Genomic DNA, 20,237 nt, shown 5'->3' on the forward strand with positions numbered 1-20,237 from the left:
TCATTCCTACCCCTCTACCCCACGCCGCCAAAACATCCAACTAATAACAATCATACATCCCATGATGATAGAAAACCATACGATCGCATGGTTTAACCCCATCCATTGTGAACTGACACCTAACATAAGGATAGGGATGCTCACTCCCAAATAGGTAACAACAAAAAAGCTAGACACGATATCTGCACGGTAAGTATTGGGAGAAACTTCATTCACTAATGCTAAACTTCCTGCGTACGCAGGACCATGACCTAAGCCAATGAGGACTGTGGTAAACATCAGAAACCCAAGGGATTGGGTGATAATGGTCAGTATCATCCCGATTAATCCAAGAATTAAAAACGTATATCCAATCGAAATCAACGTTCGAATAGACTGCTTTTTAAGCATCATTTGATGCAGCGTAGATAATCCGAGTACAAGAGCAATGATACCTCCCGAAATACTTAAATTGGTTTTTCCAACTATAGTTCCTAAATACGAAGGAATGATAGACAACATTAAACTCATGATCCCCCATGCCAAAAAGGACGTTGTCGAGGATAAGTAAAAAGGTTTTCGAATATCCTTTGGAACACTTGGTTTGCGTAATCGAAAAGGGGTCAGGGAAGGCTGAATTCTATCATGAATATAAAATAATCCTATCACACCAGGAATCGCCAACAAAAAATGCATCATATAGGAAAGTTGAGTTGGATAAGGAGCATAATCGCCCATAACCCCTGATAAAACCGGACCTAGAGCATTACCCATGGTCACCGCAATGGCTGCAACGAAAGCTGATTTTAATTTGTCCTGCTTTGGTTCTAACTCCGTCATAGCGGCAACAGCCACTCCATTCAGCATTCCAACGGATAACCCTTGAAACAATCGAGACAATAAAATCATACCGATGCCGTTGGACAAAGCAAAACATATGGATCCCATGATAGAAAATAAGATACCGGATATTAGCACTTTCTTTTTTCCTATACGATTAGAGAGTTGTCCAGAAATGACAATCGTCGGGATTACGATAAGGGCATAAGCCGCAAAAACAAGCGTGATCATGCTTGATGACAGGTTCCATTGCGTTCGGTAAATAGCATAAAGAGGCGCAGGAAGGTTCGTTCCTAGTAAGGTAATAAATAAACTATAGGCAACCAACCAAAAAGATGTGGTCTGACTACTTACTAGTTTCCTGACTTTATTCCACAAAGCATGCTGTGGCACAGGATGACTTACCGCCTTGACTTGGATTACATCCATAGAACTTTCAAGCTGATTAATCACATTTCGGAGGTTCATATCGTCAAGGCATGTTAAAATCTTCATTCGAGAAATATGGGTTTCCCCTGTTTTACTGACGGTTAATTTGTCAATATTACATCCTCGTAGACTAAATAATTCAGCAATCCGTGCTAGAACACCAGGTTGGTTTTTTACCAATACGGATATAGTCTGTATAGTCACTTTGCTTGAACCCCCTTCAGCATTGATACCTTGTATGATAACATCCCAAAAAGAATATAAAAAATATCTATATTGTTTGTTTATCATATCAAAAAGGTATGAAGGTATAGGAGGATTAATCCTCTGGAAGTTCTACGTAATCATTTATAGTACCTAGTTTGAAAATCAAGTCCGACTCGGGAAAAATCTGCAGCTCAATCCATAGCACTTAAGATAGTAAAGGATCAGGATGGCTAAGATGCCAACGAGAATCTCCCACATATGCACATTTAAGATGATCATCTTACGGGCAATCGCAAAAATGATAATATCCATGACTAGAGTCATATCATGCTTGATGAGCATGAGAGCGACTTCCAATCCAATAATATATAACAGGGCCTGCGCCAAAAAGTCCTGAAACTTCTCCGTGATCTTTCCTTCCGTTATATAGTTGAAAAGATCATGAATTAGCATGGTGCCTTCCGCAACCACAGCAACGATAATGATGCCCGCGAGTAACCATTCGAAATACTTAACCATCTGGGTAAATGCCTGTTCAAGGGATTTAAGATTCATCTTCACTCCTCGCCTTCCTATTAATCCTTACTTACTCGATTGGAATTGTTTTCTATTAATTACAAGGAGTATATCATCGTTTTTAAGAGATGAAAAATGAGGATTTAAAATGATAACCATAATAAATACTTATGGTTGAGAAATAATGGGGTAAAGTGAAATGAACAGCTATGCGGTTGATTCTTTATTTGTTCGAGCTTCTCTACAATCTCCTTGCGATATCGAATGAGAACAGCTTGTACCTATTACCGGTTTGGGAGCAAAATGCTCGGTTTCGTGATCAAAGTGGACTGGATATTTGGAATTGTATCAGGTATGTGAGCAAACGGCATCCTTACGTGAGCATCGACCACCTTTCCGTGAGCAAAACCAAATTTTCGTGACCAAACGGACCCGGACGCCAGTAATGGGGTCCGGGAACGGACAAGGATCATAAAAAAAAGCTGAATTACTTAAAAAGCAGCTTAAAATTGTAGGCTCTAACCCAAAGTTTAGCTTGCTCTTAGAAAAAGTAGACCAAAATCACTCCAAACCTAGAAAAAACTTTACGAGGTCATGGAATCATTACCGGTTTGGGAGCAAAATGGTTGGTTTAACTTTCGAATATCGTGACTACTACCGGACGTCTTTTAACCTTTCATAAGTGCGATTCTCTATCCTGTGGATTTGATTTTCCCTATCTAGGTTCGAACCTCATTAGCAATAGGTGTATCCATCATTTGTTTAACTTGATCCAGTTTCTCAGTCTTGCCCAATACCCACATCAGCTTCGTGACAATGGCTTCGGTGTTCATATCCCGAGAGGAAATAATGAGTTTTTTGGATACCTTTCGCCCCACTTCATATCGTTGTAAATCAGTTCCCTCCTCTAGACATTGAGTAGTGATTACAACAGCAACCCCAGCCTCTATCAGTTCATCAATCTTTGAAAGAAGATTTCGTTTTTCAAATGGAATTCCACCATTTCCATAGCTTTCTATAATAACCCCTCGATAAGACTTTTTGATATAATCGAAAATTTCAGGTGTTATACCTGGGTATAGCTTCAATAAAAATACGTTAGTACATAAGGAAGTATCCAATTTTACCGGACCTATCTTGCTTGTCGAAACATTTTTTAAATAATGAACGAAGGATCCATCGAAACGCGCAATATAAGGATAATTTATACTCATAAAGGCGTTATGGCTTTTGGATCTTACTTTTACTGCTCGCGTTCCATTAATCACCTTTCCATCAAAAACAACAAAAACCCCACCGATATTCTCACATGCAAATCGAACAGCGTCTATCATATTCTTCTTCGCATCAGTTTCTTCAGCCTCGAGGGGAACCATTGAACCTGTAATGACAATCGGCTTGGAGAGATTTTGGAGCATATAGGAAAGGGCCGCAGCGGTATATCCTAAGGTATCCGTCCCATGGGTAATTACAAAACCATCGTACGAATCGTAATTCTCATATACGGTTTGAGCGATGTTAACCCAAAATTCTGGCTGCATATTTGTACTATCTATACTCATAACATTGATCCCATAAATCCTAACTTTTTCATGATGTTCCGGCAAATAACGAATAAGATCATGATCAGTTAGCCCAGGAGTAAGGCCTTCTTCGGATTGTATAGAGGCAATGGTTCCTCCCGTGGCTAGTAAAAGTATTTTTTTCATCGTTAACACCCTTCTGAATTTTTTCCAAATCGATCTTAATTGGTACGCGTTATGCGTACTTTTAAAGTTAATTATATTTATTTTCTTGTAAAATACAAGGTTTTTATTCACTTCGCGACCTATCTTTTATAGAAGAAAAAGACCTTAAAATCAAAATGATTTTAAGGCCGAATGGTACTTCTTTACCCATTTACAGAAACTTGATGCTCTTGTGTTAACCTTTCTTTCTTCTTTACTTCCCCCTCTTCTACCCAACACTCAGCATTCTTTAGACCTTGTATATGGCTAGCTTGAAATACCGGATCTATCCCCTGCTTCTTTTGCTGAAGGTAGTCTTCTAATGCTGCATATGCAATTTTTCCAAGTAAAAGGATGGCAATAAGGTTTGTGATCGCCATTAGCGCCATAAATAAGTCTGCTAAATCCCATACTATAGAAACCTTAGCCATGGATCCAAATAAAATCATACCTACAACACTCAAACGGTAAAGGAATACCCATTTTTTATTCGAATTTATAAATTCAATATTCGTTTGTCCATAATAGTAATTCCCCACCACGGAAGTAAAAGCAAAAAGCAGGACAGCAATAGCAATAAAGCTCATGGCCCATGAACCAACTTGTGAACTTAAAGCCGCTTGAAGAAGTTGAATGCCTTCCAAACCTTCTGTTTGATAGGATCCCGACAACAAAACAATAAAGGCTGTTGCACTACAAATTAAAAGAGTATCTACAAAAACGCCAAGTGCCTGAACCAGCCCTTGCTTAACAGGATGACTCACATTAGCAGTCGCTGCTGCATTCGGCGCACTTCCCATCCCCGCTTCGTTCGAGAAAAGACCTCTTTTAATCCCCATCAATATGGCAGCACCGATTCCGCCTCCAAAAGCTTGCTCTAGGCCAAATGCGCTTTGTAAAATAAGCATGAATGCCGATGGAATTTGAGAAAAATTAATGATCATAACATATCCTGCAATCAAAATATACCCACCGGCCATAATGGGTACTAACCACTCCGAAATGGAAACGATTCTTTTTAATCCCCCGAAAATAATATAGGCAGTCACGGCAGCAAGAAAAATACCGGTAACCGGTCGCGAGATTCCATAAGCATTTTCGACTGCAAGACTAATCGTATTCGCTTGTACTGCATTAAAAACCAGCCCAAAACAAGCTGTAATCAGAATGGCAAATATAATTCCCATCCATCGTTTTCCCAACCCTTTTTCCATATAATAAGCTGGTCCACCGCGGAAGCCGTCTTGATCTCTAATCTTATAAACTTGTGCCAGCGTAGCTTCTACGAACGCGGAAGCCGAGCCGATGATAGCAATCAGCCACATCCAAAAAACAGCCCCTGGACCACCAATGGAAATGGCCAACGATACACCTGCTAAATTGCCTGTTCCAACACGTGAGGCTGTACTTAAGGCAAAGGCTCCAAAAGCCGAAACCCCCTTGTCGCCTTTACTCGAATCTACCATGCCATCCCCTAGCAAGCGCACCATTTCACCTATAAGTCGAAGTTGTACAAACTTGGTTTTAATAGTGAAATAAAAACCAGCAATAACTAGTAAAGCAATAATTACATAGGTCCATAAGACATCATTCCCCACCGAAACCAACTCTTCCAAAAAACCAATCACTCTATTCACCTCTCACCCGTATTTTTAGACCCACACCCTTGTATGCGCTTCCACAACAATCCTTAGATGAAGTCACCCCCTTCCAAAATTTATAAATGATAGATTCCCTTCCCTGTATTTCGATAAAATCAAGTGCACGCGGAATACAGGAAAGGAGATTTGCATGTATTAGGACATACTCCTGGATCTAGCGTGGGTTATGTCATAGGCGATAGGGGTTTCCATGATCTCCTTCACTTTTGCAAGATCATCAGTCTTGCCTAAAGCCCACATTAATTTCGGAACAATGGCCTCTGTATTCATGTCCCTTGAACGGATGATCTTATTTTCAGCTACTTTTCGACCAACTTCGTACAAACCCAGATCTTCCCCTTCTTCAAGCACTTGAGTTGTGATAACCACAGCAATCCCCGCTTCTATAAGCTCCTGAATCTTTGGGACAAGATTTCTCTCTTGGAAAGGGATTCCACCTGTCCCAAAACTCTCAATTATGATACCTTTATAAAGTCCCTTAATGGCATCAAATAGTTCCGGCTTTGTTCCAGGGTGAAGTTTTAATACAAAAACATCCGGGCACAGAGACGCATCAAATTTTATTTCCTTCTCTTTTCTAGGTGGAATGGATTTGTGAAACAAAACTCCTGAATCATTTACACGGGCTATATATGGAAAATTAATACTTTCAAAGGCATCGTAGCTTTTGGTCCTTAACTTGACTACTCTTGTTCCTATAATCGCCCTTCCATCAAAAACTATGTAAACACCACCTATGTCCTCGCAACAAAACCGAACGGCATCCACAATATTTTTCTTGGCATCGGTTCTCTTGTAATTAATGGGTATTTGCGACCCTGTAATGACGACCGGCTTGGCAAGGTTTTGCAGCATATAGGACAGGGCTGCAGAAGTATAAGCCATCGTATCCGTCCCATGTGTAAGGACAAACCCATCATAATTCTCATAATCCTTATAAATGGTTTCCGCTATTTGAACCCAGAATTCAGGTTGCATATTCGTACTGTCAATATTCATCAAAATTCTGCTTTCAACCTTATAGGTTTGGTTTTGTTCAGGTAAATATTTGGCTATTTCCTCTGCTGACATTCCAGGTGTTAATCCTTGTTCACCTTGAATCGAAGCAATGGTTCCCCCTGTAGCTAAAAGAAGTATTTTTTTCATATCGACTCCCCCTTTATATAAGGTAGATTTTACTGAATTATAGGTTATAATACGGCCTATTCACTTGAGATACAGCTATTCAGTTACTGAGAAAGCCAAGTATAATAACTAAATTATCATTTAAAACGATTTCAACTGGAATCTCATAAATGTTCGCGAATCGAGAACTCTATGTTTATTTTATGGGCGATTAAGGAAAAATACAAGATATTTTTATTCGTTACGCGACTTTTTTGTTATTCATTTTCTATATTTTTCAATAACTGATGTTATAATGGGGAAAGATAAACAGGAGGGATAAGCGCAATGTTAAAGCGGTTAGCGGTTTTGAGAAAAAATAGAAAATGGTCATTACAATATATTGCCGATCGGATTGGTATTGCTAAAAGTACATATGCAGGGTACGAGTCGGGGTATCGCGAACCCTCACTAGAATCTATCAGAAAGCTTGCGGATCTTTTGGAAACATCAGTGGACTATCTATTAGAGAGAATGGATGACCCAACTTTCAATCCCAAAGTAGAAGAAGTCAAAATGAGCAATCCTCTTGAGCTAACAGATGAAAATTCATTTATTTCCGTTCAATTGGCCGTAGATGGGGAGCCTATGTCACAGGATGAACTTCACCAATTTATCGCTTTTATCCGAGCTAAACGCCAAATTGAGCGAAAAGGGATGTAAATAATGGTTCACTAATGATTCAGTATAAAAAGGGGTTATGTGGATATTAATATTAAACCAAGTATTAGCTCCTTGTTTTTTATTTCGTTATCGTACTAAACCCCCTCTAATACAAAAAGACTCTCGAAAAAAATCCGAAAGTCCTTGAATTCAGCGGTACTCTACCCAAGAGTAATCTCGATACCTATCCATTTTCAATATGCCTTAAGTTTCCGGTATAATGTTGGACTTAGCATCCCGGCATAAATCGAATACAAAACATCTGTTATCAAATATAACTAAAACCTCCTTGTAACTAAACAAGAAGGCTAATGTGTTCCCTTAAGTAAGAATTGGATAATATCAACGGATCGATTTGGTTTCCACTCCATGAGCATAGGAGAACTTCCTTTCTAAGTTCCTAATGGAATTATCCAAAAATATAAATCACAAAACCAGCCAACATGATTAACGTCACAATCAAATAGATGATACTTAAGTTCTTCACCCTTCGACCAGCCGTTCCGTAATTTTTATCTGCTGGATTTTTTGCTACCTGCAGCGTCCCAATCAGCGCTAATAGGCAACCTATAATAATAACAATGGTATAGATCATTGTTTAATCCTCCTTAAATAGTGTACAGACTGATTATAATACTCCTGTAAGCACTCGAACCGATCCAATTCATAAGAAAACTACCCGACCAATTTTCACTTATTTCTTCAGCCACTTCACACTTTGTTGCTTTTCATCATTTATCATTAACTGAAATATGTCCGGTCTAGCATAGTGTCCTACGACATCAAAATCAAAACGGCTCTGGGGAATCAATCGCAAGTCTAAATCGGCTGTTAAGATATCTTCTCTCCCGTACACTGGCTCTACTATATATTCCCCTAACGGACCGACAATCGCACTCCCCCCGCTGCACATCACTTCTGGTTCATTTTCGAGTTCTTTCAAACAAGCTAAATCGTTGGGATACATATCTTTCGTTACATATTGATTGCAAGATAGAACAAAACATCTGCCTTCAAGCGCAATATGTCGTATGGTGGACTGCCACACTTCTCTGGCATCGGCAGTTGGTGCGATATATAGCTCAACCCCCTGAGCGTACATAGCGGTTCTCGCGAGAGGCATATAATTTTCCCAACAAATCAGTCCTCCCATCTTGCCGAAGGGCGTTTCAATGACCGGAAGCGTACTGCCGTCTCCTTCTCCCCATATTAGACGTTCAGAGGCCGTCGGTTTTAATTTGCGGTGTTTTCCTAACAATTCACCCATAGGTCCAAAATAAAGGGTAGTACAATAAACGGTTCCCTTACTGCTTTCCTGATCCCGCTCGATCACTCCCATGACGACAAACGCTTGGGCATCACGGGCAGCGTCACCGATCCGTTTTGTGGTTTCACCAGGGACAGGAACGGAATTTTCCCAATAACGAAACCAATCTTCCCTTCCTTCCATACTGCGGCTTCCCACTTTTGTCCCGAAAGTAAGGCCGCGGGGATAGGCAGGAATAAATGCCTCCGGAAAAACGATCAATTGGGCTCCACGTTCAGCAGCTTCTCTGATTAAATTTATAGCCTTGCTTGTAGTGTTTTCTCGGTCCATCAATACCGGAGCTGCTTGTACCAAAGCAACTCGTATCATCGTTTCCATCCTAGATTCCTCCCTTTATTCCATGCTTTTTATGCGCGTGATATAACCAGGAAAGGAGGAGTCTTTAACTCCCCCTGAATAACAACCTTTATCAGGACAAAACTAAAAGACTGTCTACCTGTGCTTGGATGTGCTCAAGACCTACACGTTCGACATACTCCCAATAACTTTCTTGTTCATTTCGTTCCTCTTTATAAAAGCCGATTAATTGGGCCAGGAAGGGGCCCAGCTTGTCAACCGTTATACGGGCTTTTAGCTTTTTATTAAAGCGTGATTGTATATCCAAGGTTCCCCCGACAAAAACATCAAAGGCATCTACCATGCCATTTTCCGTTTTGACAAGCGCTCCTTGTAAACCGATGTCTGCAATCTGGCGCTGTCCGCATGAATTCGGGCAGCCCACCATGTGGATACGCAAAGCAGTGTCTAGTTCCACGGTTTGGTCCAGATACTCCGCCAGTGATCTCATCCGCTCTTTGGTCTCTACGATTGCCAGGTTACAATATTCATTCCCCGTGCAGGAGACCGCATATCCAACAAAAGTGTTAGGCTGTAGCTTAAAGCGTTTTTGAACAATCGGCTCTTGTTTGAAGTCCTCCACTTTGTCTGCAGGAATATAACGAATCAAGACATTCTGTGAGTTACATGTGCCTAAGGTACCGTCCCCAAATTCATCTGCTAATCGAGCCAGTTCTGCCAGTTCTTCAGCATTCATGCGGCCAATCGGTACAGAAAGCCCCGCATAGTAAAAGCCCTTTTGCTTTTGCTCATGGATTCCATAAAAATAACCCGCATTCCATCCTTGAATTAATTCTTCGCCTTTGGTCTCAAACTCGCCTGTAATCTTGACCAATTCTTCCCGAAACTTCTCAACTCCCCAATCCGCCACCAGAAACTTCATGCGGGCATGGTTGCGTTTTTGGCGATAGCCAAAATCACGAAAAACCGTTGTCACACCAATCGCTGCTTTTAAGACTTCATCGGGACGGACGAATACATCCAGCATTTGAGCCAAATACGGCTTCGCCGATAATCCTCCACCAACCCACACATGGAACCCAAACACTGCTTCCCCTTGAATCACTTTTTTTGCAGGCGTAAACGCCAAATCGTTGATCTGGGCGTGTGCTGTATTCCATACATTAGCGGAGATGGACATCTTATATTTGCGTGGAAGATTCGAGAAGTCTCGATTACGTACGAAGAATTTCTCTACTTCCGCGACAATGGGCCTAGTATCCATTGTTTCGTGGGGGTCAATACCGGCTAAAGGATTCCCCATGATCGTGCGTGGGCAATCCCCACAGGCTTCAATGGAGGAAAGACCAACGGAGTCCAAACGATCATAAATATCGGGAATGTTTTCAACTGTAAGCCAATGAAACTGTACAGCCTGACGTGTAGTAACATCCACAAGATCTTGTCCATAATCCTTTGCTATATCCGCTAATACGCGTGCTTGATCACTTGTGAGAACCCCACCTGGAATCCGTATGCGCATCATAAAATGTCCATTATTAGGACGCTGCTGGTATACTCCAGCCCATTTAAACCGATTAAAATCCGATGGTTCAATGGAACTATACCCTTCTTTCGAGTATTTCTCCATGATTGTGTCAATGACATCCAGCCCGTCTTTTTCCAATTTATCGTACTCTACTTTATTGAGGGTTGGATCATTTACCCATTTCCAATTTCTTGGTTCTGCCATTGCCATTGTTAATCCTCCTCTTCCCTAAGAGCTAACCCATAATAAGAAAAGATTAAACGATGAGCCATTGGCATGGGATGATCCAATTTTAAAATTGGTTCCTCCTCCAATTTCAGAGATGCATATTTCTTCAACCGTATCGATCATTAGGTTTAGGGCATAATTTTTTAAAACCATTCTTGTAGGATGAGACGAATTTTGTATCACTTGACAAGGTATAAGATAAACCTTTTAAATGAAGATGGGCCCATCCAAAAACAAAAAAGGCATCCTAATTAGAGATAAATGACGGTGAACACGATGGAATGGAAACCAGATAAACAGAGCGATATTCCTATTTATAAACAGATAGCTGACTATATCCAGAAGAGAATTGCCTATGGAGAATATCCGCCAGGCAGCAGTTTGCCTTCCGAAAGATCTTTAGCAAAGAGCTTTGATGTAAATCGGGGAACCATTATTGCTGCCTATGACGAGCTCTATTCAAACGGTATGGTTGAGCGAATTAAGGGCAGCGGAACGAAAGTCAGCACAGATGTCTGGGGACTTACCCGTACCCGTATTCCTAATTGGGATCTTTACGTTGAACGAGGATCGTTTCTGCCTAACCTTCCTATATATCAGCATATTCATGAGGAAATACACGAAAGAAATTTGATTAACTTCGCAAGTGGAGAGCTAGCGCATGACTTGATGCCTTATGAAAATTTCCGAGAAATTCTTCGCGAACATGAATTTCGACAATCCTTAGGTTACGAACATCCTCAAGGTAATCTGGATCTTCGCCACACGATTGCTAAACATTTAAAACAACATAAAAACATTGAATGTACAAGCCAGTCTATCCTAGTGACCTCTGGAGCCCAACAAGCTCTTCATCTCTTAATTCAGTGCTTACTGAATCCAGGTGATGCTGTAGCCTACGAGGATCCTTCTTATGCTCACTCCCTCCCTACCTTTAGATCAGCGGGTTTGAAGACCTATAAGTTACCCGTAAGTGAGCATGGGATCAATCCAGAAGAAATCGTCCATCTTCATAAAAGGCACAAGATTAAAATGGTTTTTCTCAACCCCATTTTTCAGAATCCTACAGGAACTGTCCTATCGGTGGAGAGGAGAAAAAGAGTCTTAGAAATAACAGCGGAATTAGGTATACCCGTGATTGAGGATGATCCGTATAGTCTCATTTCTTTTTCAGAACAGACCACCCCGGCTACTCTCAAATCCATGGACAAGAACGGAACCGTGCTTTATATTAGTTCTCTCTCCAAGTTGGCCGCATCAGGACTTAGAATTGGATGGATCGTTGGACCGCATAATGTCATTCACCGCCTTGCCGATGCCAAGCAGCAAATTGATTTTGGGCATAGTATCCTTCCGCAATGGTTGGCCAATGAATTTTTAAGATCGGAATCCTTTGAAACCCATCTTCAACATGTGAAGCATAGGCTTCTTGAAAAAAGGAATGTTTTGATCTCCGCCTTGCAAGAGGAACTATCGGATCATCTCACGTTTCAGATACCTGACGGAGGGATCCATTTGTGGTGTCGTCTGGCAAGCAAGATCAATGAATACCGGTTGCTTGAAGAATCTTTGAAAAATGGCGTCATCTTTGTTCCGGGAAGCTTGCTGGGCTCCCAAACCGGGCATATTCGCCTAACCTATGGTCGAGCAGAGACTGAATCAATTCCTGAAGGAATTGCAAGATTAAAACAAGCACTACTTAAACTTTAAAAATGAATAGCACGTCACGTAGGGTCTCCCGCACACTGGGAAGACCCTCTTTGTTTTACGAGATAAAGTGGATGGGTTGAAAAAGTGAAATTTGGACCTACCTGTAGTGTTACAGATAGTTTTTGATCCCGTCCCATCTCTTTTTATCTATATCTCCTATCTCTCTTGAGGTCCATTTAAGTCAGCATCCAGCATCTTCTCCCGCTTGTACCAGCGAAAAAAAATAAAAGCTATAGCCGAACCATAGGATAGTTCCTGCACAAATTTCATGAGCACGCCTCCCAGCTGTTGATCATCCATCGACGGCAACCATTCAAAGATCTGCGGCGCACCAAAATAAGCTTCATATATAGGTTTGTCGGCAAAAATAATTAATGCGCAGGAAGGAGTGATTAAAATGGCACCCAGCAGAATATAAGCCATCTTTTTTAATTCCGATGTTTGGTTCAGTTCCGGCAAAGGTCCAATGATGGGCCACCACATCTGAATCGCAAAGATAAAAAGGATAGAGTGAGTGAACACCATTACCGGATAATTTGTCATGACGGTGTTAAAAACCAAGGGAAGGTGGTACAAAGAAAACAAAATGTCAAAAGCAATCAGAGTCAACAGCATGTGGGTTTCCATCAGCTTGCTGATCCATTTCGTTTGAACCAACGATTCCCAGATCTCTTTTGGTATTCCGAGTATTAGAAGCGGTGGAACGATATAATACAGTACCGCCTGTTGAAGCATATGGGCGCTCAATAAATAATGGTGACCATAATAATTAAGCGGACTGCCCAGGCATAGGAAATATAAGGACAGTCCCAATAAAAACAAGCCTGGATGATAAAATGGAACAGCCTGTCCACTCTTCTTCAAGATTTGATAATAGAAAAAACCGAGTACTAGTATCACTACAAACTGGTAGGGACTCCACATCTCCCAAATTCCGCTTGTGCCCATCCCATGGTTATGATGATTGTGAGACATTTAGACTCCCCCGTTCGAAATCACTTCATATGCATAGCCATTATAAATGGAATGGTTATGATAGACCTGATCCAATTTTAAACTTGTCTGCTATGCCACTTTACATCTTAGCGAGAAACTGATTGCAATCAGCATGACCTCCTCGATTGCGGACACAATCCAAGCAATTCACGGATGGCGGATAGCCTAAACATAGCTTCGCCAAAAACAGTTTTCCCCTAAAAATCTGATCCCTACAAATCAACATTATTTAAAATACCCATCCTAAGCCAAAGAGCCCCTCTCTGCTACTAAACAGAATGGAGCTCTTTTTTAAATTTTCTTCTTGCCCTAGAGACTCACTTAAACTCCACTCTCAACCCTCTCTCTCTTCTCCCAATAAACCTGCACATCTTCCTGACCAAACCCAGAATGGACAGCTAATGGATAAAGGCTTTCAAGTGCTTTCCAACTCCCCGCCAGGTACAGTTGCGTTCCCAGCTTCTGCTTCCCTGCAATGCGGAGGATACACTCATCCGAAAACTCGTATAGAACCCTTGTCCCTTTTGGCAGGGACTCTAGCAGCTCGATCTCCGCGATCTTTTGCACTTCTTTTGTCAGATAGTAGAATTCATAGGAAACACCTTGGGCATCCAAAGATTCGATAAACGGCTGGATTTTCTTCAGACCGCTTGGGTCGGAGAAGAGTAAACACTTCTGTGTATTCGGAATCAGAGTAAACTCTTCTACTAAAGTTTTGGACTGATCAAACAATACCACCAATTCTCTCACCTCCCTTATCGCTTTACTTTTAACTATTGAATGGAATCAACAAGCATTCGAGTACCCGCTTGGCTAGATCCACTCCGTTCACGGAAAGGGAAAGGGATCGAGGTTTGCGTATTTTCTTCTAGTCCGAATAAGGAGGATAGTTGGCTGATGAACTCTTTTTGATTCGAGCTTCCGGCAAGCTCCTTCATTTGAATGAATGGATCGTGCAGAATTTGGTTGACCATCACTTTAAAGGACTTTCGAATGATCTGGATTTCATGATCCGTTAAGTGAGGCAGCTTGTTCTCAATATGACGAACCGCCTCTTCTTGCATGGTCTGCGTTTTTTCCCTCAAGGCCGCAATCAGCGGAATCACGCCTAATGTGCCTAGCCAAGATTGGAAAGCCACCCTTTCCTCCTCGATCATCCCTTCTATCTTTCGAGCCTCTTTTTTTCGAGCACTCAGGTTTTCATCGACAATCCCCTGCAAATCATCCATATTGTATAAATAGACATGATTTAATTGGTTAACGGAAGGTTCGATATCCCTTGGAACCCCCATATCGATCATATATAAAGGTCTTTTATCTCTTTTTTGGAGTAGAGTTTGAATCTCTTGTTTCCGTATCACATAGTCTTTGGCCCCTGTTGAACTGATGACAATATCGGCTTGAACCAAAGCCGAAGAAAGCCGGCCCATCTCAAGGGCCGTCCCCTTCAATATCTCAGCCAGTCTTTCAGCCCGGTCATACGTGCGATTCACGACAAGAATCTGGTTCACTCCCTGGGATACAAGATGTTTTCCCGTCAATTCTCCCATCTCGCCAGCCCCGAGGATCACGACCGTTTTATGTTGTATATGGCTAAAAATCTTTTTGCCTAGCTCTATCGCCGCGTAGCTGACGGACACCGCATTCATACTGATATCCGTTTCGGTATGCACCCGTTTTGCCAAGGCGATAGCTTGCCTAAAAAGCCTATTGAATAACGTACCCGTTGATTTTAAGCCTTGACTTCGGTTAAAACTTTCCTTCACTTGCCCGAGGATCTGCGTCTCTCCCAAAACCATAGAATCAAGTCCACAAACTACGCGAAATAAATGCTTAATAGCTTCATCATCTTCTTTGACATAGAGGAAAGGCTCGAATTCCTCTTCATTTATCCCAAACCACTCCCGGAGGAAGTCTGTCACATCCGTTGTGCCTAAGTTTACTTGATCCACCACACAATAGATCTCGGTTCGGTTACAGGTTCCTACGATCACACATTCCTGGATGCTCTTTTTCTTCCGCAGGGTCTGTATGGCAGTTTCAGTTGAATCTTTCGTAAACGAAAGGCGCTCCCGGATGATTACCGAAGCCGTTTGATAGTTTAGACCGATCACTAAGATGTGCATGCTGCTCCCTCCCGACAGAATGGATTTAATCAACCTCTATCCGATTTTTTCATCAAGTCTAGCAGCTTCTACTCCTTCCGCAGGGGTAGTCGGGGCCACATCTGCCTGATAGGAAAAAATATACTTTGCGGAAATATAATAGGTGATCGCAGAGATAAAATAAGTAGGTAAACCGGCCGTTAAATAATTAAAAAGACCACTGGCACTATCCGCAACGGGATTATACAAGAACCAATAGACGATGGTTCCCATTACGAAGCTGATCACAGCGGATGGATTAACACCCTTCCAATATCGATAAGCCCCATATTGATTGTAAAGGTCTTTTACGGTGATTCTTTGCTTTTTGACAAAGAAAAAGTCAGTGATGATGATGGCTCCCATCACCGCCATCGTATAGGAGACGACCGAAATAAACGTCCCATAGGCATCGTAGAAGGAAGGGCTAATCATTAGAATAATCGCAGGGATGGTGGTGGCGATGGCGATTAACCACTTTTTGTTTGGAAAAACGGTCTTGAAGCTAACCGCTTGCGAGTAGACAAGAAACACAGCTCCGGTAATATTTCCAACGATTAACAGAATCAGCCCGAGTAACCCCCAAACCGCGCCCCCTATACTCATCATCCATTCCGAGGCATCCAAGGAACCTACAGTCAAGGCACATAACGCTCCAAGAATCGCGGCGACATTCACCAGAACCCCATAGCTCCAGAAACCGCCAGTGAAGGCGATTTTTTCTGTTTTGGCAAGACGGCTATATTGCCCAATATAAACCAACCAAGAAAAACCTAGACCGATATTCAGTTCCAAGGCTGTTGCAAAAGAACGCGCATCGGTTTCGTAAGGGGTCGCAGGTTGTAAGGCAAACACGCTGTCCAAACCTTTTCCGAATAATAAGAGAGAGATCAGTCCAAGCATAACGAGTAAAAAAGCAGGAACTCCGATCCAATTCAACCACTTAATCGCGACAGGTCCCTTATACGCTACATAGATAGCCAACAGAAATCCTACTACAGCAAATATCGGTCCTCCCGAACTTCTCGAGCCTAGGAATTCTCCTGCTCCTAACACCCCTGCCAGCTTAGCGGCGGCCTCCCCGCTCATAAAGCAAGCGATCGTGATAAATCCCAGATTCAGGACGGCAAACAATCCAAACAATAAATTAGAACCACGATAACCCAACGAACTTCGAAAGCCGATAAACGTGTCGACCCCGTATCGGGCAAAGAAAACGGCAATCGGCATGATTAGCAAAACAGGAAAGGCGTTCCCAAATAGGATCGCAGCAATCGACTCCTTAGCGCCCAGGATCATACCCGTATAACCGCCAATCAGGAAACCGAAACAGCTGATCCCAATTCCAACCTGAATAAAGAGAAGGTCAAAAAAACCAAACGCTCTTTCACTTTTCTTTACCGGCAAGAAACCAAAAGAAACCTCTTTGGCAATCGCTGAATTCTCTTTGCTCACCTTAAATCCCCCCTTTAATTAGGAAAACCATTTTTAAACGATCATCATTATAAGGTTCAACGTAATGAGCACCATGATGATTAAGGGTACGATCGTGTCCGACCAGGCAATTTTTTTAACCACATGATGTTGATTTGTAAACTCTTGAACTCGATCGTTTAATTCGTGAAAGAGCTCGCTGACAAAGGGATCGGAGGATTGCATCTGTTCTTGGATAAAGTCATTTTTTTGCATAAAACCCCTCTTTCTAATAGGAGGTTGACCCCGGGAATCTATCAAAATCCTTTCATCAACCTCTCTATTGCATGATTATTTATTATTTGAAAACCAGCCTGTTGGTCCTACAGCTAGATTGATATTAATTTGTTTCACTTCTTGGAATTCATCTAATCCAAAGGTCCCAAGGCTTGATCCTATCCCACTTTGTTTAAACCCGTGCCATGGAGCTTCGTTGTATGTCGGTCCATAGGTGTTAATCCACGTAATACCCGCGCGGACTTTCCTAATCACACGCATCGCCTTGGCCCCATCTGATGTGAATACGCCGCCGGCAAGCCCATAGATCGTGTCATTTGCTAGTTTTATAGCTTCTTCTTCGTCCTTGAACTTCTGAATAACGGCTACAGGGCCGAAGATCTCTTCTTTTACAATACGCATGTCTGGAGTGACATCAATGAATACGGTCGGTTCCACGAAGAATCCTTTATCTAATCCATTTTCCGTTAGGCGATTTCCTCCGCATGCTAAGGTTGCGCCCTCGCTTTTACCAATTTGAATATATTCTAGAATGGTATTCAGCTGTGCTTCGCTTACGATGGCACCCATTTCGGAGCCTTCTTCTAAACCGGGTCCTACTTTAATAGTTTGGGCTCTTCTTACAAACTCTTCAACGAATTGATCATAAATACTTTCTTCTACAATAATTCGGCTTCCAGCAGAGCATACTTGACCAGAGCCAAAGAAAATACCCACTAATGCGTTATCAACCGCCGCCTCAAAATCCGCATCAGCAAAAATAATATGGGGTGACTTTCCACCAAGTTCAAGGGAGATTTTTTTCAAATTGCCTGCTGCGTTACGCATAATACTTTTTCCTACTTCCGTGCTGCCTGTAAAGGAAACCATATCGACGTCATGGCTCTGGGCGATGACCTCACCAATCACCGAACCTTTCCCTAATACCAAATTCACGACCCCTTTGGGAACACCTACTTCTTCGATAATCTCAACCAATTTGGTTGCGGTTACTGGAGTGACTTCAGCTGGCTTATAGACAATGGTGTTTCCGGCTGCTAAGGCAGGAGCAAATTTCCACACACTCATTAGGAAAGGGAAATTCCAAGGAACAATGAGCCCGCACACTCCGACCGGTTCCCGAACGACCATCGCTTGCATGGGATCGGCCACATGATAGGTTTGTCCATCAGGAGTTCGAATCAGGCCGGCGTAATAGCGGAAACAAGATGCCGCATCGTGGATATCAATATCAGCCTCCGCTCGAATTTTCCCATTATCTTTGACTTCAAGTTCGACGAGCTCCTCGTGTTTTTCATCAATCTTATCCGCAATTTTCAATAGATAGCCCGCGCGCTCTTGAGCACTTAGTCCAGACCAAACCCCACTTTCAAAAGCTACTTTGGCTGCTTTTATGGCTTCTTCCGTTTCTTCAACTGTGGCTCTCGGAGACGTAGCAATGATATCACCGTTGGCCGGATTCAACACCTGATAGCTATCTGGATTACTAGAAAATCTCCATTCCCCATTAATATACATTTTTAATTCTAATACCTTCGTTGTTGTTGTCATCTACATTTCCTCCCTAATGTTATTAAAGATTTAAAACCAGCTCTTTTCTAGATTCTTTTGCCCTGGAGCAACAAGTTAAAATCACGTTCTTCGTCTGTCTTTCTTCCTCTCTATAGAAGTGATCCCGGTGATCTACTTCTCCTTCCACGACCTGTACTTCGCAGCTTCCGCATCCGCCTACTTTACAAGAATAGGGAGCTTCTATTCCTTCTTTTAATAGCGCTTCCAATAGCGTTTCTTGTTCAGAAACCGCAACCGTTTTACCGCTGTTCGCTAATTTTACAACAAAAGGATCTTTTGGACCTTCATCAGCCACAGCAAATAATTCAAAATGAATGGAATGGCTTGGATAACCGTAGGCTTCCGCTGCTTCCCTAAACTCTTTCACCATGGAAACCGGTCCACAGAAATAGACATGGGAGCCAATCCGATGTTCCTCCATGGTTACTGGAGTCATTTTCTTAGGCGTTTCTGCTCTGGAAAAATAGAAATGACATTTTCCAGGATATTTTGCATTCAATTCATCATAAAAAGCACATTCTTCTTTCGTTCTTGCCGCATAGTGCAATTCAAAGGATCTTCCTTGATCTGTTAAATCTTCCATCATGGTCATAAAGGGAGTGATTCCGATTCCAGCTGCATAAAACACATGATGCTTAGCGGCTTTGAAAGCTAGAGGGAAGTGGTTTTTAGGCCAACTGATTTCTAAACGATCCCCCACTTTGATCTCCTCATGCCAATAAACCGATCCTCCTCTGGAGTGGTCATCTTTTCGTATGGCAATCGCATAGTGAGTCCGGTCCGTAGGGTGACTCACCAGGGAATAATTTCGTTCGATCATCTCGTCGCCCTTTTTCACATAAGTGGCGATATGCGAACCACCCGTAAACGCAGGCAGTAACTCAAGATCAACCGGATACAAGTAGAACTGCTTGACAAATTTTGTTTTCTGTACGATTTTCCCTACATATACTTTAATTTTTCCGAATGATCTCATAAAATCACTCCTATCATTTTGCCGTATTCGTTAGTTTGATGGGACAAAAGCTGGATTGTAAGGATAGCCAATGTATCCTTTTCGCTCCCTCGAGAAGAAGGGACCAATTTCTAAGCTGATTTGGCAATGATAACAGATGGTATCTGTTTCTTCTGCCTCTACTTCTTGTAGATGATAGCATTTCATGCAATAAACATAACGTTTCTTCTCGCCAGAAATGAGGGTTTGCATTTCATCTTCTGAAAACCCAGCCTCAATGGCCTCTGTGAAAATCGTGACAGCCTCATCCCATGGAGCTAAAATATAGAGCTGGGTTCCCATCTTTTGACGATCTAAGACCTCGCCTATATTCTTTAAGGGGAATTCATCATGGATTTCGATGAGTTCGTATTCTTGTTGACCCTTTATTTCTTTTAGTAGTTGTTGAATGAGGTCTGCTTCTTTGGGTAAAGTGGACACGATTAATAATTTTCTTCGTTCCTGTTTTACTGTGAATTTCTCTACCATGCTGGCCGATTTATCGAATAATACCGGGCTGTTGTATACCATTTTCTATCCCTCCA

General features: G+C 42.0%; 18 protein-coding genes. 2 read left to right on the forward strand and 16 right to left on the reverse strand.

The genetic code is table 11. The annotated features are described in order from the left end of the window. Positions 1 to 6: 6 nt before the first annotated feature. From ilvN to EIZ58_RS28295, 5 genes are all read right to left on the reverse strand, one after another. On the reverse strand, positions 7 to 1,452 hold the full coding sequence (gene ilvN, locus EIZ58_RS28275; protein ID WP_167578023.1) for an acetolactate synthase small subunit: 1,446 nt from the start codon (positions 1,450 to 1,452) through the stop codon (positions 7 to 9). Positions 1,453 to 1,617: 165 nt separating this feature from the next. After that, complete coding sequence (locus tag EIZ58_RS28280; protein ID WP_134704341.1) at positions 1,618 to 2,010, reverse strand: phosphate-starvation-inducible PsiE family protein; 393 nt, start codon at positions 2,008 to 2,010, stop codon at positions 1,618 to 1,620. 680 nt (positions 2,011 to 2,690) lie between these two features. Continuing rightward, positions 2,691 to 3,680 carry an asparaginase gene (locus EIZ58_RS28285; RefSeq protein WP_134704342.1) on the reverse strand — a complete coding sequence of 330 codons (990 nt, stop codon included), beginning with the start codon at positions 3,678 to 3,680 and terminating at the stop codon, positions 2,691 to 2,693. 182 nt (positions 3,681 to 3,862) lie between these two features. Beyond that, on the reverse strand, positions 3,863 to 5,323 hold the full coding sequence (locus EIZ58_RS28290; RefSeq protein WP_134704437.1) for an alanine/glycine:cation symporter family protein: 1,461 nt from the start codon (positions 5,321 to 5,323) through the stop codon (positions 3,863 to 3,865). 171 nt (positions 5,324 to 5,494) lie between these two features. Further along, positions 5,495 to 6,505: an asparaginase gene (locus EIZ58_RS28295; protein ID WP_134704343.1), complete on the reverse strand. Its 1,011-nt coding sequence runs from the start codon at positions 6,503 to 6,505 to the stop codon at positions 5,495 to 5,497. Between the two features lie 306 nt (positions 6,506 to 6,811). Between EIZ58_RS28295 and EIZ58_RS28300 the strand changes: the two genes are divergently transcribed. Beyond that, positions 6,812 to 7,186: a helix-turn-helix domain-containing protein gene (locus tag EIZ58_RS28300; protein WP_134704344.1), complete on the forward strand. Its 375-nt coding sequence runs from the start codon at positions 6,812 to 6,814 to the stop codon at positions 7,184 to 7,186. A gap of 409 nt (positions 7,187 to 7,595) precedes the next feature. Here EIZ58_RS28300 and EIZ58_RS28305 read toward each other — a convergent pair whose 3' ends face one another. From EIZ58_RS28305 to EIZ58_RS28315, 3 genes are all read right to left on the reverse strand, one after another. Beyond that, a complete protein-coding gene (locus EIZ58_RS28305) occupies positions 7,596 to 7,781 on the reverse strand; it encodes a hypothetical protein (protein ID WP_134704345.1) in 186 nt (61 codons plus the stop codon). Between the two features lie 99 nt (positions 7,782 to 7,880). Then, entirely contained in the window at positions 7,881 to 8,831 is a 951-nt protein-coding gene (locus EIZ58_RS28310; protein WP_134704346.1) for a carbon-nitrogen hydrolase family protein, read from the reverse strand. Positions 8,832 to 8,922: 91 nt separating this feature from the next. After that, a complete protein-coding gene (locus EIZ58_RS28315; protein WP_134704438.1) occupies positions 8,923 to 10,542 on the reverse strand; it encodes a nitrite/sulfite reductase in 1,620 nt (539 codons plus the stop codon). Between the two features lie 300 nt (positions 10,543 to 10,842). Here EIZ58_RS28315 and pdxR point away from each other — a divergent pair, with 300 nt between their 5' ends. Continuing rightward, a complete protein-coding gene (gene pdxR, locus EIZ58_RS28320; protein WP_134704347.1) occupies positions 10,843 to 12,276 on the forward strand; it encodes a MocR-like pyridoxine biosynthesis transcription factor PdxR in 1,434 nt (477 codons plus the stop codon). Between the two features lie 156 nt (positions 12,277 to 12,432). Here the strand turns inward: pdxR and EIZ58_RS28325 are convergent, their stop codons facing one another. The 8 genes from EIZ58_RS28325 to EIZ58_RS28360 form a co-directional block, all read right to left on the reverse strand. After that, positions 12,433 to 13,251 carry a cytochrome c oxidase assembly protein gene (locus tag EIZ58_RS28325; protein ID WP_134704348.1) on the reverse strand — a complete coding sequence of 273 codons (819 nt, stop codon included), beginning with the start codon at positions 13,249 to 13,251 and terminating at the stop codon, positions 12,433 to 12,435. Between the two features lie 342 nt (positions 13,252 to 13,593). Continuing rightward, positions 13,594 to 14,013, reverse strand: coding sequence for a hypothetical protein (locus EIZ58_RS28330; protein WP_134704349.1), 420 nt, complete (start codon positions 14,011 to 14,013; stop codon positions 13,594 to 13,596). Between the two features lie 32 nt (positions 14,014 to 14,045). Beyond that, positions 14,046 to 15,398: a glutamyl-tRNA reductase gene (gene hemA / locus EIZ58_RS28335; protein ID WP_134704350.1), complete on the reverse strand. Its 1,353-nt coding sequence runs from the start codon at positions 15,396 to 15,398 to the stop codon at positions 14,046 to 14,048. Positions 15,399 to 15,434: 36 nt separating this feature from the next. After that, positions 15,435 to 16,871 (reverse strand): purine-cytosine permease family protein, encoded by a 1,437-nt coding sequence (locus tag EIZ58_RS28340; protein WP_134704351.1) that lies wholly within the window; start codon positions 16,869 to 16,871, stop codon positions 15,435 to 15,437. A gap of 33 nt (positions 16,872 to 16,904) precedes the next feature. After that, complete coding sequence (locus tag EIZ58_RS28345; protein ID WP_134704352.1) at positions 16,905 to 17,105, reverse strand: hypothetical protein; 201 nt, start codon at positions 17,103 to 17,105, stop codon at positions 16,905 to 16,907. A 75-nt stretch (positions 17,106 to 17,180) separates the two neighbouring features. Beyond that, positions 17,181 to 18,677: an aldehyde dehydrogenase family protein gene (locus EIZ58_RS28350; RefSeq protein ID WP_240689446.1), complete on the reverse strand. Its 1,497-nt coding sequence runs from the start codon at positions 18,675 to 18,677 to the stop codon at positions 17,181 to 17,183. A 22-nt stretch (positions 18,678 to 18,699) separates the two neighbouring features. Then, on the reverse strand, positions 18,700 to 19,674 hold the full coding sequence (locus tag EIZ58_RS28355) for a PDR/VanB family oxidoreductase (protein WP_134704353.1): 975 nt from the start codon (positions 19,672 to 19,674) through the stop codon (positions 18,700 to 18,702). Positions 19,675 to 19,704: 30 nt separating this feature from the next. Next, entirely contained in the window at positions 19,705 to 20,223 is a 519-nt protein-coding gene (locus tag EIZ58_RS28360; protein WP_134704354.1) for a dimethylamine monooxygenase subunit DmmA family protein, read from the reverse strand. Positions 20,224 to 20,237 lie beyond the last annotated feature (14 nt).

This window comes from Ammoniphilus sp. YIM 78166, assembly GCF_004522215.1.
In the GTDB taxonomy this organism is placed as follows: Bacteria; Bacillota; Bacilli; order Aneurinibacillales; family RAOX-1; genus YIM-78166.